Raw genomic sequence first — 14,799 nt, forward strand, 5'->3', positions numbered from 1 at the left:
AGATGACCGACAGCGGCGGCGGCTCGCCGACCAGCAGCGACGGATCCTCCACAGTTCCGAGCCCACGTGAGGAAACGCAGTCCGACCCGGCCGTGGTCGCCTCCGGCGTCTCACCGGAGGACGCACCCATCGAATCCGGCTCCAGCACGTCCACGGCGCCCGTGGTGCCGTCCGGGAGATCGGCGCCGGACGCCCAGCCCCGGCCCGTCGGGTCCGAGGCCTCGGAGTCCGAGCGGCAGCTTCCTCCCGGCCATCCGACGGCGCCGGCGCCGGCCGCGGTAGTGGCAGCTGCTCTGTCCGGCGGTGGTCGCGGTGGTGTCAGCGGTGGCGGTGTCGGTGGTGGCGGTGTCGGAGGGGGAGTGGAGCCCGCGGCGGCGGTGCGCCGGCCGGCTCGGGTGATCCTGTATCTCTTCGCCGGCCTCGCGGTGGTTCTTTTTCTGCTCGGTGGGTTCGGCGGCCAGTTCCAGGCCAAGCTGGCAGAGGTCCAGAAGAACGACAACGCCGCGTTCCTGCCCGGGTCGGCCGAGTCGACCCGGGTGGACAAGGAGGCGGAGAAGTTCCGCTCCGAGCAGACGCTGCCCGGTTTCATCGTCTATCAGCGCGTGGGCGGGCTGACGCAGGAGGACCGCGCGAAGATCGCCGCGGATGCGCGGGCCTTCCGGTCCATCGAGGGTGTCGACCCGAACCAGATCGCCGCACCCCAGTTCTCGCCGGACGGCAGCGTTGCGAACGTGGCGGTGCCGCTCATCGGCAAGAGGGGCGACGTCGAGGTCCCGGGCGATGAGCTGGTCGACGTCGAGAATGCTGTCGTCGAGCTGGCGAAGACGGACGTGCCGGCCGGCCTGATCGTGCACAGCGCGGGCCCCGGTGGCCTTCTCGTGGCCTTTATCGAGGCATTCGAGGGCATTGACGGTGTGCTGCTGCTGGCCGCCGGCCTGGTTGTGATCGTCATCCTCCTGGTCGTCTACCGCAGCCCGGTCCTGTGGTTCTTTCCGCTGTTCAGCGCCATCATCGCGCTGGGGGTCTCGGTCCTGATCGTCTACCCGCTGGCGAAGCACGATGTACTGACCCTCAACGGGCAGAGCCAGGGCATCCTGTTCGTGCTGGTCATCGGCGCCGGAACCGACTACGCGCTGCTGCTCATCAGCCGCTATCGCGAAGAGCTGCACGCCTACCCCGCGAGAATGGACGCGATGATCGCGGCCTGGCGGGGCGCCGCACCCGCGATCGCCGCCTCGGCGATCACCGTCGTGCTCGGGCTGCTCTGCCTCGCGCTCGGCGAGCTCAACTCGAACAAGAGCCTCGGCCCCGTCACCGCGATCGGTATCGCCTGCACCGCGCTCGTGATGCTCACCTTCCTGCCGGTGTTCCTGGTGCTGTTCGGCCGGTGGGTCTTCTGGCCGCGGATTCCACGCTTCGACCAGCAGGCCGACCTGGCCACGCACGGTGCGTGGGCACGGTTCGCCACCAGGCTCGCCGGCCGGCCGCGGCTGGCCTGGGTCTCGACCGCCGTCATCCTGCTGGCCTGCGCCGGCGCGATGACGACGCTGAAGGTCGACGGCCTGTCGACGACGGACAGCTTCACCAGCGAGCCCGATGCGATCCTCGGCCAGCGGATCTATGACGCCCACTTCAGCCAGGGAGCCGGTGCCCCGGCCGTGATCATCACGAACCTGGACCGCCAGGACGAGGTCGTCGCGGCCGCGTCGAAGGTTCCGGGCGTCGCGCCCGGCCCGGGCTCCGTGTGCGTCCAGGTCGACTACGCGAAGCTGGCGCGGGCGTTCGCCGCCGACAGCACGTCGATCAGGCCGGGTGCGGACGGTTGCCTGCCGCCCGCGCTGCAGGTCACGCCGGTCGGCGGCCGCATCGCCATCGATGCGACCCTCACCAGCCGTTACGACACACCCGAGGCCTTCGAGACGGTCCGGGCGCTGCGCGCGGCGCTCCATCCCATCGCAGGGGCCGATGCGCTGGTGGGCGGCGCGTCGGCGATCAACTACGACACGCAGCAGGCGTCCGCGCACGACCGGAACCTGATCATTCCCATCGTCCTGGTGGTCATCCTGATCGTGCTCGGCGTGCTGCTGCGGGCGCTCGTCGCCCCGCTGCTGCTGATCGCGACGGTGGTCCTGTCCTTCGCGGCGACGCTCGGTGTCAGCGCGGTGTTCTTCAACCACGTCTTCGGCTTCGCCGACTCCGATCCGGGTTTCCCGCTCTTCGCGTTCGTCTTCCTGGTCGCTCTCGGCATCGACTACAACATCTTCCTGATGACCCGGGTGCGGGAGGAGACGCTCGAACACGGGACCCGTGCCGGGATCGTCCGTGGCCTGTCGGTGACCGGCGGCGTGATCACCTCGGCGGGGGTCGTGCTGGCGGCGACCTTCGCGGTCCTTGGTGTTCTCCCGCTGGTCTTCCTCGCCGAGGTGGGCTTCGCCGTGGCCTTCGGCGTCCTGCTCGACACGATCATCGTGCGTTCCATCCTGGTGCCCGCGCTCAGCCACGACATCGGAAAGAAGATCTGGTGGCCGTCCGCCCTGGCGAAGGGCGTGGACTGATCCGGGGCCCGGACCGCCCCTGACAGGCCCGGACCGCCCCTGACAGGTCCGGCCTGACCCTGGCAGGCCCGGGCCGACCCGGCCTGGCAGGCTGGAACGCCGCCCGGGCAACGTGCTTTGCTGGGGCGGATGGACGACACGAAGATCTTCGAGCGCATCGACACCCTGGTGGCGGAGGAGCACAGCCTGCGGCTGCGCCGATCCCAGGGGGACATCGACTCGGACGCCGAGCGCGACCGTCTCGTCGAGCTGGAGCAGACCCTCGACCAGTGCTGGGATCTGCTCCGCCGGCGCCGCGCGGCCCGCTCCGTCGGAGCGGACCCGGACGACACGCATGCCGGCTCCGGCAACCAGGTCGAGGGCTACCTTCAATAGCGCATCGAGGTGCGGACGGCTCAGCCGGCCGAGGGGCGGCGCGGCCTGAGCAGCCCCGCCGTGACAGCGATGCTGACCACCATCAGGGCCGCGCCGCCGAGCCATGTCGCGTGGTAGCCGGCCGTGAGGTCGTGTGCGTTCAGTGCACCGTCGCCCGCCGCGCTCTCGGTGCGCCATGCCGCGAGCGTCGTCAGGGCGGCCAGTCCCAGTGCCCCGCCTACCTGCAGCGTCGTGTTGCTCAGCCCGGAGGCCAGGCCGGCGTCATCCTCCGGCACTCCCGACATGGTGAGCTGCGTGAACGCCGGCAGTGCCAGGCCGCCCCCGCAGCCGAGGATGATCGCCGCCGGCAGGATGTCCAGCGCGTACGAGGCGTCGGGCGAGAGCCGTGCCAGCAGCAGGAGGCCGACGGCCAGCAGTCCCAGGCCTGGCAGCGCGACCAGCCCCGGACCGAGATGCTCGGCGAGCCAGCCGGTGAGTCCCAGTGAGAACACACCGATCGTGATCGCGACGGGGAGGAAGGCCAGGCCGGTCGCCGCCGCGCCGTAGCCGAGGACGCGCTGGAGGAAGAGCGCGAGGGTGAACTGGAACGCGAACAGCCCGCCGGTCATCAACAACTGCGCCACGTTCCCCACGGCCAGCGGCCGGGAGGAGAACAGCCGGGGTGGTAGCAGGGGCTGCCGGGTCCGCAGTTGCCGGGCCACGAACCCGACCAGCAGCCCCAGCGAGAGGAAGCCGAGTCCGAGGGTGCGGGCGGACGTCCAGCCCGCGTCGTCGCTGCCCACGATCGTGAAGATGCCGATCATGAGGCCAGCGGTGACGAGTACGGCGCCGAGTGCGTCCGCTCCGGCGGCGAGGCCCAGACCGCGGTCCCGCGGCAGGACCCGCAGGGACAGTCCGACCGCGGCCAGGCCGACCGGCACGTTCACGAAGAAGACCCAGTGCCAGGTGAGCACCTCGATGAGCAGCCCGCCGGCGAGCAGTCCGATCGAGGCTCCGGCGGCACCGACGAAGCTCGACACTCCGAGTGCCCGAGCCTGTGCCCGAGGTTCGGGGAAGGTCACCACGATCATTCCGAGGACGACGGACGAGGCGAGCGCGCCCCCGACTCCCTGGACGAACCGTGCGGCGAGCAGCGTCTCGGGGCTCGCGGCCAGCCCGCAGACCAGCGACGCGACGGTGAACAGGGCGAGACCACCGACGAAGACCCGCCGTCGACCGACGAGGTCGCCGACCCGCCCGGCCAGCAGAAGCAGCCCGCCGAAGGCCACCAGATAGGCATTGACCACCCAGGCCAGCCCGGATTCCGAGAAGCCCAGGTCGTCCTGGATGGCGGACAGTGCGACGGTGACGATGGTGCCGTCGAGGATGACCATGAGCATGGCGGCGCACAGGACGATCAGTGCGAGCCAGCGGGGTGGACCTGCTTCGGCCGCCTCGGAGCGTGTCTGGACCGGCGCTGGGAGCGTGAGCTCGGACATGTGTGCACTCCAATGGGGCACCTTTTGTTACAGGGCCCACTGCTTGTTGCGGGGGGAACGGTCAGTGACCATGCTGGGGGAGCGTTTACACCGGCGGAAGAAGGCACTTTCATGTCCCAGCGGAACATCGATGTGACGGGTGATGGCCGCACCGTGGATCAGGCCGTCATCGAGGCCTGCCCGATCATGGAGGTGCTTGACCAGGTCAGCGGCAAGTGGAGCGTCAGCATCCTGATCGCGGCCGCGCACGGCCCGGTCCGCTTCACCGAGCTGGAACGCGGTATCGACGGCATCAGCCGGCGCATGCTGACCCTGACCCTGCGCCGGCTGGAACGAGACGGGCTGCTGACTCGCAAGGTCTATCCGACCGTGCCGCCGAAGACGGAGTACACCGCCACGAGCGTGGCGCGTGAGCTTTTCGCGCCGCTTTCCGCGCTCCGCGACTGGGCGGAGCGCCACCAGATGACCATCGCCTCGGCCCGGCACGAGTACGACCACCGGGCGGCGGAAACCGGGAGCTGAGAGCGGGAGCCAAGGGCGGGAGCCGAGGGCGGGTCAGCCCTGCTCGGCGGCCTCCACGGCGGATTCCAGGGGGCTCGTGAGGTCGGGACGTATCGGCAGACAGACCCGGAACCGGGTGTCGCCGGGCACCGAGGTCACCGTCAGGTTGCCGTGGTGGCGGTTGACGACGATGCGCCATGAGATGTCCAGGCCCAGCCCGGTTCCCTCACCGACCGGCTTGGTCGTGAAGAACGGCTCGAAGATCCGGTCCTGGATGTCCGCCGGGACACCCGGGCCGCTGTCCCGGATCTCGACCACCAGGTCGTCGTGGTCGGCGGCGGTGACGACGGTGAGGGTGCCCGCGCCCCCCATCGCCGCCGCGGCGTTGTCGATGAGGTTCGTCCACACCTGGTTGAGCTCGGCGGCATGTACCGGGATCTCCGGCAGGGCCCGGTCGTACTCGCGCACGACCTGGATCCCCGCGAGCTTGGCACCCAGCATGGCCAGCGTGCTGTCCAGCAGCTCATGGACGTCCGCCTGCCGGTAGGGCGCCCGGTCGAGCTGGGAGTACTGCTTGGTCGCCGCGAGCAGGCCGGAGATCCGGTTCGTGGAGTCCTCGATCTCCTTCATCAGCAGCTCGCTCTCGACGGTGTACATCAGCCAGCGGACCGCGCCCTCCAGGATCTGCGCGGGCACGGTGCCCGCGACCCGTTCCAGCCAGTCGACGTCGAAGCCGGCCTGGACGAAGGTGGGTGCCAGCTCCCAGCCGCCCGCGATGCCCTGGTCGTCAAGCCAGTCCGAGATGCTGTCCTCCCGGTCGCTGGTCTCCATCGGTGTGAGCGCAGGAGCCTTGCCGACCCGCTCCGCCGCCTCCTCCTGCAGGGCGATCAGCGCCTCCAGGGCCGGGCGGTCGTACGGTCCGGCGGCGATGAGGCCCAGCTTGTGCCGCATGCCGGCGACCCGTTCGCGCAGGGACGCCGTCGCCCGCACCGCGGCGGCGGCCGGGTTGTTGAGCTCGTGGGTCAGGCCCGCCGACAGCGAGCCGAGAGCCAGGAGGCGCTCGCGCTGGCCGGTCTGCTGCTGCAGGTTCTGCAGCCCGAAGAACAGCCCCTCGAGCATGTGGACGGCCATCGGGAACCACTCGCGCATGAGCCGCGCCAGCGCCACCCCGTCCAGCACGACGAAGCGTGACGGGGAGGTCACCCGCATCGAGTTGTTGTACAGCTGCGGCACCCGGTCGCCCAGGTAGGCGAACCAGGCCCCGGCGTAGACCCCGCGCTGGTCGGTGCGGGTGACCTCGACGTCGTCGTCGCCGATCCGCCGGGTGAGTACCAGCGAGCCCTCGACCAGCACGTAGAAGCAGGTGGCCGGCTCGCCCTCACGGAACACCGGCCCCGGCTCGATGAGCTCGACGTGGCCGTTGCGGCAGATCCAGTCAAGCTGCTCGTCGGTGAGCTTCTCGAACAGGAACAAGGTGCGCAGCTCGTCGATGTCGCAGGGCAGCCTGTTCTCCGCCGTGCCGCCCGCCACGTCGCCCGCCATGTCAGCCTCCCTGTGGCCGATCAGCGCCCGGCCAGATAACGATGCACCAGCGCGACCGCCATCGCGCCCTCGCCCACGGCCGACGCGACCCTCTTCACCGACTCGGCGCGCGCGTCGCCCGCCACGAACACACCCGGCAGGCTGCTCTCGAGGTGGTACGGATCCCGATCCGGCGCCCAGCCTGCCGGCCGACGGCCGTCGACGATGAGATCCGGCCCGGCCAGCACGAACCCGTGCTCGTCGCGGGCCACGACTCCGTCGAGCCAGTCGGTGCGGGGCGCGGCCCCGATGAAGACGAACAACCAGTGGGTGTCGACCTTCTCCGTCTGGCCCGTCGAACTGTCGCGCAGCACGAGGCCTTCGAGGTGGTCGGTGCCGTGCGCGGACACGACCTCGGTGCAGGTCCGGACGGTGATGTTCGCGACGGCCGCGATCTGCTCGATGAGGTAGTGCGACATCGAGGCCTCAAGCCCGGAACCCCGGACGAGCATCGTGACCGACCGGGCGTGCCGGGCGAAGTACATCGCCGCCTGCCCGGCGGAGTTCGCCCCACCCACGATGTAGACGTCCTCGCCGCTGCAGCTCGGAGCCTCCGTGAGCGCCGAGCCGTAGAAGACGCCCTGGCCGGTCAGGTCGCCGAGGCCCGGGGCGTTGAGCTGCCGGTAGGAGACACCGGTCGCGAGGATGACCGCGTGGGCGTCGATCCGGCCACCGTCACCGAGCACCAGCCGCCGGGCGGGGCCGGCGGTCTCCAGGGCGACCGCGTCGGCGGTGGTCAGCAGCTCCGCGCCGAACTTGAGCGCCTGGCGGCGGGCCCGGTCGGTGAGCTGCGAACCGGAGACACCGTCGGGGAACCCCAGGTAGTTCTCGATCCGGGAGCTCTGCCCGGCCTGGCCGCCGGTCGCGTGCCGTTCGACGAGGAGCGTCCGCAGGCCCTCGGAGGCCCCGTACACCGCCGCGCCGAGGCCCGCCGGCCCGCCGCCGACCACGATCAGGTCGTAGAAGTCGCCGGCCGGCGCCGTCGCGAGCCCGACCCGGTTCGCGAGCTCGACGTCGCTCGGGTTGACGAGCGCGGTGCCGTCGGTGGTGATCACGCACGGGATCGAGTCGGGCTCCGCGCCGGCCGCGGCCAGCAGCCGCTCGCCCTCCGGCTCGTCCGCCAGGTACCAGCGGTACGGCACGTGGTTGCGGGCCAGGAAGTCTCGCACCTCGTAGGAACGGGCCGACCAGCGGTGCCCGACCACCCTGGCCTCGGCGACGGGCTGGCGGTCCGCCAGCCGCCAGGCTTCGAGCAGCGCGTCCAGCACCGGGTAGAGCTTCTCCTCCGGCGGATCCCAGGGCTTGAGCAGGTAGTGGTCGAGGTCGATGACGTTGATCGCGTCGATCGCCGCGTTGGTGTCCGCGTAGGCGGTCAGCAGGACGCGCCGGGCCGCGGGGAACAGGTCCATCGCCTGCTCCAGGAACTCGATGCCGTTCATGCCCGGCATCCGGTAGTCCGCCAGGATGACGGCCACCTCGCCCCCACGCAGCTTGATCTCGCGCAGTGCCTCCAGCGCCTGGGACCCGGACTCGGCCCGCACGATCCGCCACGACCCGCCGTAACGCCGGCGCAGGTCACGGGCGACCGCCCGCGAGACGTTCACGTCGTCGTCGACCGTCAGCAGCACCGGCCGATCCCCGCCCCGCCCAGCCGAGGCGGCATCGCCGGTGCCGGTGCTGGGCGCCGGATGAGCCGACGTCTCGGTGGGCGTCACCGCTGTGCCGGCGAGGCTGCTGGATGAGCTGGCTGGCGGGCCACAGGTGGTCGACGGCGTTCGGTCACGGGCCTCAGTCTAGGTTGCTCACCCGCATCAGCCGGCCGGTCCGGACGAATGCCCTGGAAGTGGGCGTAGCGGGTGGACTACGCGGCGTGGTGCCGCAGGGCCACGACGATCAGTGGTCCCGATGGTCGAGAGCCTCCTGGCGGCCCAGGAACCGGCGGATCTGATCGCTCGCGGACGCACCGGTGGGCCGGACGCCGCCTGCCCGCGCCGGGCCCTCGCCCCGGCCCCCGCCCCGGCCCCCGCCCGCAGCTCCCGACGACCACCCGGCCCTGCCGCCGCCGGCTGGCGTGGAACTCGGGGGTATGCCGCCGGGCAGGTGCCCGACCAGCACCGTGTCGACCGGGACGAGGGGAACGACTCCGTCGAGAATCAGCTGGCCCGGCGCACGGTCTCCCTCCCAGGCGCCGCCGGGCCGTTGGACGAAGAGCTCCTGCCCGTACACCGCGAAGCGCAGCGGCACCTGCCCCGGCCGGGCGGAGCGCGCAGGCGCACCCGTGCCCCGGCCCGCCGCGATTCCCACGTCCTGTTGTCCGGCACCGAGATCGGCACCGACGCTCAGGCGTTCCGCGGCCGCCTTGATACGCCGTGGGCTCAGACCGGCGCGGCGCAGCGCGGCCACGGCTCTGGCCTGGGTCAGCTCGCCACGCCCCGGACGTACCAGGCCGGAGCGGCGCCAGTAGGCCAGCTGGCTGGGCGTGACGCGGCCGGTGTCGGAGGATTCCGGAGCAGGCCTGGCCGTTCGGCGCATCCTGTCCGTCACCCGGCGAATGTAACCGCCGGGGCCGTATCGGGCTCGTCCGAGGTGTCGCCACGCTTCCCGCGCCGGCGACAGCGGGGCGCCGGCGCCGGTACTGGTCCGGGCGAGCGGTCGGCCGTGAATCAGGCTGGCCTTGACGCCGACGTGAACGTCTAGCGTCGACGGTGACGCGGCACGACGGCGAAGTGGCGGCACGACGGCGAAGTGGCGGCACGACGGCGAAGGAGACACGGATGCGCATCGGTGAGTTGGCACGGCTCGCCGGCACGAGTCCCCGGGCACTGCGGTACTACGAGGAGCACGGGCTGCTTCCCGCCAGGCGGATGTCCAACGGCTACCGGGACTACGACGCCACGGACCTCCGCGCGGTCGAGGAGATCAGGGCCCGGGTCGCCGAGGGCTTCGCGCTCGCCGAGACGCGCCCCTTCGTCGAATGCCTCCGGGCCGGGCACGGAAGCGGTGACGCCTGCCCGGATTCCGTCGACGGCTACCGACGCCGGATCGCCGAGATCGATGACGAGATGGCTCGCCTTCTCCAGGCACGGGAGCGGATCGCCGCACGACTGGAGGCAGCTCGCCGCGCCGGCGGGGCGCCGCAGGCTCCCCCGCCGGCCGAGGCGGGCTCTCCCGGCCCCTGGCGGGACGTCCGAGGTCTTGGTGTCTCCGCCGAGCGGCCGAGGTGCGCGCTGTTCCCGCCCGACGCACAGCGCGACGACGGGGCGGCCCGGTCACCCGCCTCCTTCGTCGAGGGAACAGCGTGACCGGCAGGAGAAACGCGATCCGGATGGAGTAGGTAACAAGATCCCGAGAAGTGGCGGATCTGGGGCCACCGATATCGACCCGGCTGGTCCGTGCCCAGCCCGCCGCACGCCGACCCACCGGTATCCCGCGCCGGCCGCACAGGGCCGAAAATTCACTCCTCAAAAGAACAAACAGGGCGCGAAGCCGTTTGGCGATCCGCAGGAGGTAAGGATTTCGGTTGTTGTGGCAGCCGGAATCCTTACTTCTTGCTCGGGAGCGGCGGTCGCAGCGGAAGCCCCGGATTCGGGATTCCGTGACGGGCCCCATGGCCATGAACGCCGAATTCCCATGACGACATTGACGCGAGGGAGTTTTCATCTCATGAACACATCTGACGTCCTGGGCCGCCCGGATCTGAGGGAGAACGACGCCGAGGCCGCGGTGCGGCACGCGGACGATGAGACGTTCGCCCAGATCGTGCTGGGTTCCCCGGTGCCCGTTCTCGTCGACTTCCACGCCGACTGGTGCCCGCCGTGCCGGCTGATGCGGCCGATCCTCGGGCAGATCGCGGCCGAGCTGGCAGGGCGTCTGCGAGTGGTCGAGGTTGATGTCGACGCGAGCCCGAAAACGGCCCTGGCCTACGGCGTGCTGGCGATGCCGACCATGGTCGTGGTCCGGGACGGCACCCGGATGGCGACCATGGTGGGAGCGCGCAGCCGACGGCGCCTGCTGGATGACCTCGCCGCGTACCTGTAGCGGATGCGGGGCCCGCGGCGACCCCGCGGTGAGGCGCCCGCGGCAGGTCGCCCGGGTCGCGAGGCACAGCGGCGACGGTCGCACCGGAGCCTGGCGGTTCTGGAGCGTTGGGGTGGTGCTCCGTAGGCTCGCGGTGTGAGCGAGCGCCTGTACTTCCGTCAGCTTCTGTCCGGTCGCGACTTCGCGGTGGGGGATCCCGCCGCGACCCAGATGGTCAACTTCGTCTACCTCATCGGTGATCGGGAGACCCGCGAAGCTGTCGTCGTCGACCCGGCCTACCGGGTCGGGGACCTGCTCGACATCCTCGCCGCCGACGACATGCGGCTGACCGGGGCGCTGGTGACGCATCACCACGCCGACCATGTGGGTGGCACGGCCTTCGGCATCGAGCTGGAGGGCATCCGTGAGCTGCTCGAACGCACCTCGGTGCCGATCCACCTGCAGCGGGACGAGGCGGAGTGGGTGCGCCGGGGGACCGGTGTGGGCCAGGCCGAGCTCGTCGAGCACTCCGACGACGACGTCGTCACCGTGGGCGCGGTCGACATCCGGCTGCTGCACACTCCGGGGCACACGCCGGGGAGCCAGTGCTTCCTGGTCGACGGGCGCCTCGTCGCGGGGGACACGTTGTTCCTCGAAGGATGCGGGCGGATGGACTTCCCCGGCGGCGACGCGGCCGCGATGTACGACAGCCTGCGCCGGCTCGGTGCCCTGGCGGACGACGTGACCGTCTACCCGGGCCACCGGTACTCGGCGGAGTCCTCCGCCGAGCTGAGCGTCGTGCGCAAGATGAACTACGTCTTCCGGCCGACGAGTTCGAAGCAGTGGCTCGCGATGCTCGGTGCCTGACGGCCGGTGCCTGACGGCCGGTGCCTGACGGCCGGTGCCTGGACGGCCCGGCCTGGACCGGTTGACGGCGCGGCTGTGAGGCCGGACGTTGGGGTTGGCGGGCGTGGCCGGGCTGGTGCCGGGTGACGCGGCTGTCGGGGTGATGGAGATGGTGGCAATGGGTGCTGAATCCGAGCCGGCGGCTGGGGCCGGCTCCGCCGAGCTGGGTGGTCCGGGCCGGCCCTGCGTGGAGATCGAGTACTGCACCCGCTGCCGATGGCTTCCACGCGCCGCGTGGCTGGCCCAGGAACTGCTCACGACCTTCGAAACGGATCTCGGCTCGGTCGCGCTCGTGCCGGGCAGTGGCGGCGTGTTCACCGTCCGGCTCGATGGTGAGGTGCTGTGGGACCGGCGCGAGCAGGGCTTTCCCGAGCCGTCCGCGGTCAAGCGCGCCCTGCGTGACAGGGTCGCGCCGGGGCGCCCGCTGGGGCACGTCGAGCACTGACCGCGGCGCCGCATCGAGCCCTGCGGCCAGTGTCGACGTCACCTGTCGTCGGGTGCTCCCGCACCGGCGTGGTCCTGGAGCCGGTGCCGGTCAGCGTGTTCCGAACACCTGCGTCCAGTAGTAGCGATACGAGCCGCCTTCGGCGTAGCCGACGCCGATGTGGGTGTAGGCGCAGTTGAGGATGTTGGCGCGATGGCCCGAACTGCCCATCCACAGCGCGATGGCGGCCGCCGGGGTTGTCGAACCGGCCGCGATGTTCTCGCCGACGTAGGAGGACGGGAAGCCGGCAGCCCGGGCCCGGTCGCCCGGCGAGGTGCCGTCTAGGCCGGAGTGGCTGAAGTAGTTGTTCGCGGCCATGTCCGCGGAGTGGGCCTGGGCCGCGGCGGACAGGCTGGCGTCGACGGCGAGCGGTCCGCATCCGGCCGCCTGCCGCTCGACGTTGGTCAGCCGGACGACCTCGTCCTGCCGGGTTCCCGCCGCCGGGGCCGCGGGCGTGGATGGTGCCGGGACCGGTCGCGGCGATGCGCTCGGCGTCGTCGCGGGCCTGGTGGTCGTGGGCGGCGGTACCGGCGCTGGGGCCTGCGCCTGGGTGGTCGCCGGCGCCGGGATCGGTCCGGCGGGGGCGGTGGATGTGGCCGGGGCCGAGGCCGGCGGTGTCACCTCGGCCGCGGTCGTGGTTGGCGCTGTCGGTGTGGCCGGTGTCGGCTCGGTTGGCGTCGCCGTGGCGGGTGACGCGCTCGGCGTCGCGGCGGCGGTTGTCGGCCGGCCGCCGTTGTCGGCCAGGTCGATCGGATCGGTACGGCAGGACGAGGCGGCCGCGACAAGGGCGGCTGCGACTGCTGCGCTGGCGACGGTCTTACGGACCCGGGCCATTGGAGACTCCTTTGGCGATCTCCCCCCTCGCAACGCCTCGAACTGTAGCGAACCCGGCATTCGGTGCGCGTGTCGGGTGGTCGCTTCCCGGTTCGGAGCTCAGATCCCGGGCTCGGCCTGGCTGTAGACCTCGACGTGCTTGCGGTCGATCGTGAGCCACACGGTCGTGCCGCGGACGAGCCGCAGCTCCGCCAGCCGCCGGGCCGGAATCTCCGCACGCACCACGGGTGTGGTGGAGATCTGCACCCGTACCTGGTCGCCCAGCTGCTCCACGGATGTCACCGGCCCGGTGAGGACCAGGACGCCTTCCGCGCGCAGGGGCTCCTCCAGGTGCACACCGACATCCGACGGGCGCAGCGCGACGAGGACCTTCCCGGCCGGCGCGTCGGCAGGCCCCAGGAGCGTGACCGGCGTTCCACCGCCACCTCCTTCGCCGCTGCCACCGCCACCACTGCCTGCGTCGAGGGTGACCACACCGTTCGAGCTGGTGCCGGGAAAGAGGTTCAGCCCGGCCAGCCGCGCGACGTACGGCGTGCGCGGGCGGGTGATCACCTCGACCGGGGTGCCTCGCTGCACCACCCGGCCGCGTTCGAGCACGGCGACGTCGTCGGCCAGGGTCAACGCGTCCACCGGGTCGTGGGTGACCAGGACGACGGGGACGTCCAGGGTGGGCAGCAGCGCACGGATCTCGGCGCGGACCTCCAGGCGGGTGCCCGCGTCCAGCGCCGCGAGCGGTTCGTCCAGCAGGAGGAGGCCCGGGTCGGGGGCCAGTGCGCGCGCGAGCGCGACCCGCTGCGCCTGCCCGCCGGACAGTGCGTTCGGGCGCAGGTGCGCGACCTCCGCGAGGCCTAGCCGGGCGAGCCACTGGCGGGCGGCGGCGCGGGCCGCCCCCCGGCGGACCCGATGACGTACCCGCGGTCCGAACGCGACGTTGTCGATGGCGTTCAGATGCGGGAAGAGCAGATAGTCCTGGAAGACGTACCCGGCGCCGCGGTGCTCGGGGGAGACGAAGTGCCGGTTCTCCGGCTGGTCGAGGACGACTCCGTTCAGCACGATCTGCCCGGACCGCAGCGGAACGAGCCCGGCGAGGGCGCGCAGCAGGGTGCTCTTGCCGGCACCGTTGGGGCCGAGAACGGCGAGGGTGCGCCCGGGCTGGACGGTCAGCTCGGCGTCGAGGTCCAGCGTGCCCAGCTGGATGCCGATGCGGGCGACGAGGCCGGTTCCGTCGGATTTTATGATCATGCGATCCCCTGGGCCTGTCGGCTGTTCCACCAGCGTCCGCGCAGGGCGACGAGCACGACGATGCTGACGCTCAGCAGCACGAGGGACAACGCGATGGCCTTCTCCGGATCGACCTCCATGGCCAGGTAGACGGCGAGCGGCATGGTCTGGGTGGTCTTCGGGAAGTTGCCGGCGAACGTGATCGTCGCGCCGAACTCGCCCAGCGCCCGGGCCCAGCACAGCACGGCACCCGCGCCGATCGCRGGAAGGATCATGGGCAGGGTCACCCGGCGGAAGGTCGTCACCCGGCTGGCGCCCAGCGTCGCCGCCGCCTCCTCGAAGCGCTGGTCGGCGGCGCTCAGCGCGCCCTCGACCGACAGGACGAGGAAGGGCATCGCGACGAAGATCTGCGCGAGGATCACCGCGTCGGTGGTGAACGGGATGGTCAACCCGAACCAGTTGTCGAGGTGGCGGCCGACGATGCCGCGCCGCCCCAGCACGAGCAGCAACGCGACACCGCCCACCACGGGCGGGAGGACCAGCGGAATGGTCACCAGCGCGCGGATCAGGTCCCGCCCCGGGAAGGACGCGCGGGACAGCGCCCACGCGAGCGGAATGCCGAACACCATGCAGATGGCCGTGGCGATGGTGGCCGTCCGCACCGAAAGCCACAGCGCGTGCCGGGTCGACGGGTCGGTGAGCAGATCGGGCAGGGACTCCCACGGCGCCCTGATGATCAGGGCGAGCAGCGGGAACAGCAGAAAGACGGTGGCGAGCGCCGCCGGCACGGCGAGCGGCCAGGGAGCGCGGACCCGTGCCTCGCGGCGTGCGCGGGTCACAGGCCGCG

Annotated in this window: 14 protein-coding genes; 7 read left to right on the top strand and 7 right to left on the bottom strand. The window is 71.6% G+C overall.

The features are described from left to right. The first annotated feature begins 2 nt into the window (after positions 1 to 2). Both CcI49_RS27400 and CcI49_RS27405 read left to right on the top strand, forming a co-directional pair. Entirely contained in the window at positions 3 to 2,555 is a 2,553-nt protein-coding gene (locus CcI49_RS27400) for an MMPL family transporter (protein ID WP_076830746.1), read from the top strand. 129 nt (positions 2,556 to 2,684) lie between these two features. Continuing rightward, a complete protein-coding gene (locus CcI49_RS27405) occupies positions 2,685 to 2,930 on the top strand; it encodes a DUF2630 family protein (RefSeq protein ID WP_006539263.1) in 246 nt (81 codons plus the stop codon). Positions 2,931 to 2,950: 20 nt separating this feature from the next. Here the strand turns inward: CcI49_RS27405 and CcI49_RS27410 are convergent, their stop codons facing one another. After that, positions 2,951 to 4,408 carry a DHA2 family efflux MFS transporter permease subunit gene (locus CcI49_RS27410; protein WP_076830749.1) on the bottom strand — a complete coding sequence of 486 codons (1,458 nt, stop codon included), beginning with the start codon at positions 4,406 to 4,408 and terminating at the stop codon, positions 2,951 to 2,953. 111 nt (positions 4,409 to 4,519) lie between these two features. Here CcI49_RS27410 and CcI49_RS27415 point away from each other — a divergent pair, with 111 nt between their 5' ends. Next, a complete protein-coding gene (locus CcI49_RS27415) occupies positions 4,520 to 4,930 on the top strand; it encodes a helix-turn-helix domain-containing protein (RefSeq protein WP_076830753.1) in 411 nt (136 codons plus the stop codon). 33 nt (positions 4,931 to 4,963) lie between these two features. On the opposite strand, the gene CcI49_RS27420 is transcribed toward CcI49_RS27415, so the two are convergent. The 3 genes from CcI49_RS27420 to CcI49_RS27430 all read right to left on the bottom strand — a co-directional run bounded on the left by CcI49_RS27420 (position 4,964) and on the right by CcI49_RS27430 (position 9,022). After that, on the bottom strand, positions 4,964 to 6,451 hold the full coding sequence (locus CcI49_RS27420; protein WP_054567062.1) for an ATP-binding protein: 1,488 nt from the start codon (positions 6,449 to 6,451) through the stop codon (positions 4,964 to 4,966). Positions 6,452 to 6,471: 20 nt separating this feature from the next. After that, positions 6,472 to 8,118 (bottom strand): FAD-dependent oxidoreductase, encoded by a 1,647-nt coding sequence (locus tag CcI49_RS27425; protein ID WP_054567295.1) that lies wholly within the window; start codon positions 8,116 to 8,118, stop codon positions 6,472 to 6,474. A gap of 265 nt (positions 8,119 to 8,383) precedes the next feature. Beyond that, positions 8,384 to 9,022, bottom strand: a complete 639-nt coding sequence (locus CcI49_RS27430) for a hypothetical protein (RefSeq protein ID WP_054567063.1) — start codon at positions 9,020 to 9,022, stop codon at positions 8,384 to 8,386. A gap of 242 nt (positions 9,023 to 9,264) precedes the next feature. Here CcI49_RS27430 and CcI49_RS27435 point away from each other — a divergent pair, with 242 nt between their 5' ends. From CcI49_RS27435 to CcI49_RS27450, 4 genes are all read left to right on the top strand, one after another. Further along, on the top strand, positions 9,265 to 9,792 hold the full coding sequence (locus CcI49_RS27435; protein ID WP_076830757.1) for a MerR family transcriptional regulator: 528 nt from the start codon (positions 9,265 to 9,267) through the stop codon (positions 9,790 to 9,792). A gap of 361 nt (positions 9,793 to 10,153) precedes the next feature. Next, positions 10,154 to 10,528 (top strand): thioredoxin domain-containing protein, encoded by a 375-nt coding sequence (locus CcI49_RS27440; RefSeq protein WP_241840263.1) that lies wholly within the window; start codon positions 10,154 to 10,156, stop codon positions 10,526 to 10,528. 135 nt (positions 10,529 to 10,663) lie between these two features. Further along, entirely contained in the window at positions 10,664 to 11,374 is a 711-nt protein-coding gene (locus tag CcI49_RS27445) for an MBL fold metallo-hydrolase (protein ID WP_006539271.1), read from the top strand. Positions 11,375 to 11,531: 157 nt separating this feature from the next. Beyond that, positions 11,532 to 11,858 (top strand): Rdx family protein, encoded by a 327-nt coding sequence (locus CcI49_RS27450; protein ID WP_054567297.1) that lies wholly within the window; start codon positions 11,532 to 11,534, stop codon positions 11,856 to 11,858. 90 nt (positions 11,859 to 11,948) lie between these two features. Here the strand turns inward: CcI49_RS27450 and CcI49_RS27455 are convergent, their stop codons facing one another. From CcI49_RS27455 to CcI49_RS27465, 3 genes are all read right to left on the bottom strand, one after another. Continuing rightward, positions 11,949 to 12,731, bottom strand: coding sequence for a CAP domain-containing protein (locus CcI49_RS27455; protein WP_076830760.1), 783 nt, complete (start codon positions 12,729 to 12,731; stop codon positions 11,949 to 11,951). A 99-nt stretch (positions 12,732 to 12,830) separates the two neighbouring features. Continuing rightward, on the bottom strand, positions 12,831 to 13,973 hold the full coding sequence (locus CcI49_RS27460) for an ABC transporter ATP-binding protein (protein ID WP_054567065.1): 1,143 nt from the start codon (positions 13,971 to 13,973) through the stop codon (positions 12,831 to 12,833). Further along, positions 13,970 to 14,791: an ABC transporter permease gene (locus tag CcI49_RS27465; RefSeq protein WP_054567298.1), complete on the bottom strand. Its 822-nt coding sequence runs from the start codon at positions 14,789 to 14,791 to the stop codon at positions 13,970 to 13,972. Before CcI49_RS27465 ends, CcI49_RS27460 begins: the two co-directional genes overlap by 4 nt. Positions 14,792 to 14,799: the final 8 nt, after the last annotated feature.

Origin of the sequence: Frankia sp. CcI49 (assembly GCF_001983215.1) — a bacterium.
Classification (GTDB): Bacteria; Actinomycetota; Actinomycetes; order Frankiales; family Frankiaceae; genus Parafrankia; species Parafrankia irregularis.

Excerpts from the sequence above, each read along its gene's own strand:
- CcI49_RS27450 (WP_054567297.1), top strand. The coding sequence starts at position 11,532 with ATGGGTGCTGAATCCGAGCCGGCGGCTGGGGCCGGCTCCGCCGAGCTG.
- CcI49_RS27415 (WP_076830753.1), top strand. The coding sequence starts at position 4,520 with ATGTCCCAGCGGAACATCGATGTGACGGGTGATGGCCGCACCGTGGAT.
- CcI49_RS27455 (WP_076830760.1), bottom strand. The coding sequence starts at position 12,731 with ATGGCCCGGGTCCGTAAGACCGTCGCCAGCGCAGCAGTCGCAGCCGCC.
- CcI49_RS27460 (WP_054567065.1), bottom strand. The coding sequence starts at position 13,973 with ATGATCATAAAATCCGACGGAACCGGCCTCGTCGCCCGCATCGGCATC.
- CcI49_RS27440 (WP_241840263.1), top strand. The coding sequence starts at position 10,154 with ATGAACACATCTGACGTCCTGGGCCGCCCGGATCTGAGGGAGAACGAC.
- CcI49_RS27430 (WP_054567063.1), bottom strand. The coding sequence starts at position 9,022 with ATGCGCCGAACGGCCAGGCCTGCTCCGGAATCCTCCGACACCGGCCGC.
- CcI49_RS27435 (WP_076830757.1), top strand. The coding sequence starts at position 9,265 with ATGCGCATCGGTGAGTTGGCACGGCTCGCCGGCACGAGTCCCCGGGCA.
- CcI49_RS27400 (WP_076830746.1), top strand. The coding sequence starts at position 3 with ATGACCGACAGCGGCGGCGGCTCGCCGACCAGCAGCGACGGATCCTCC.
- CcI49_RS27405 (WP_006539263.1), top strand. The coding sequence starts at position 2,685 with ATGGACGACACGAAGATCTTCGAGCGCATCGACACCCTGGTGGCGGAG.
- CcI49_RS27420 (WP_054567062.1), bottom strand. The coding sequence starts at position 6,451 with ATGGCGGGCGACGTGGCGGGCGGCACGGCGGAGAACAGGCTGCCCTGC.
- CcI49_RS27410 (WP_076830749.1), bottom strand. The coding sequence starts at position 4,408 with ATGTCCGAGCTCACGCTCCCAGCGCCGGTCCAGACACGCTCCGAGGCG.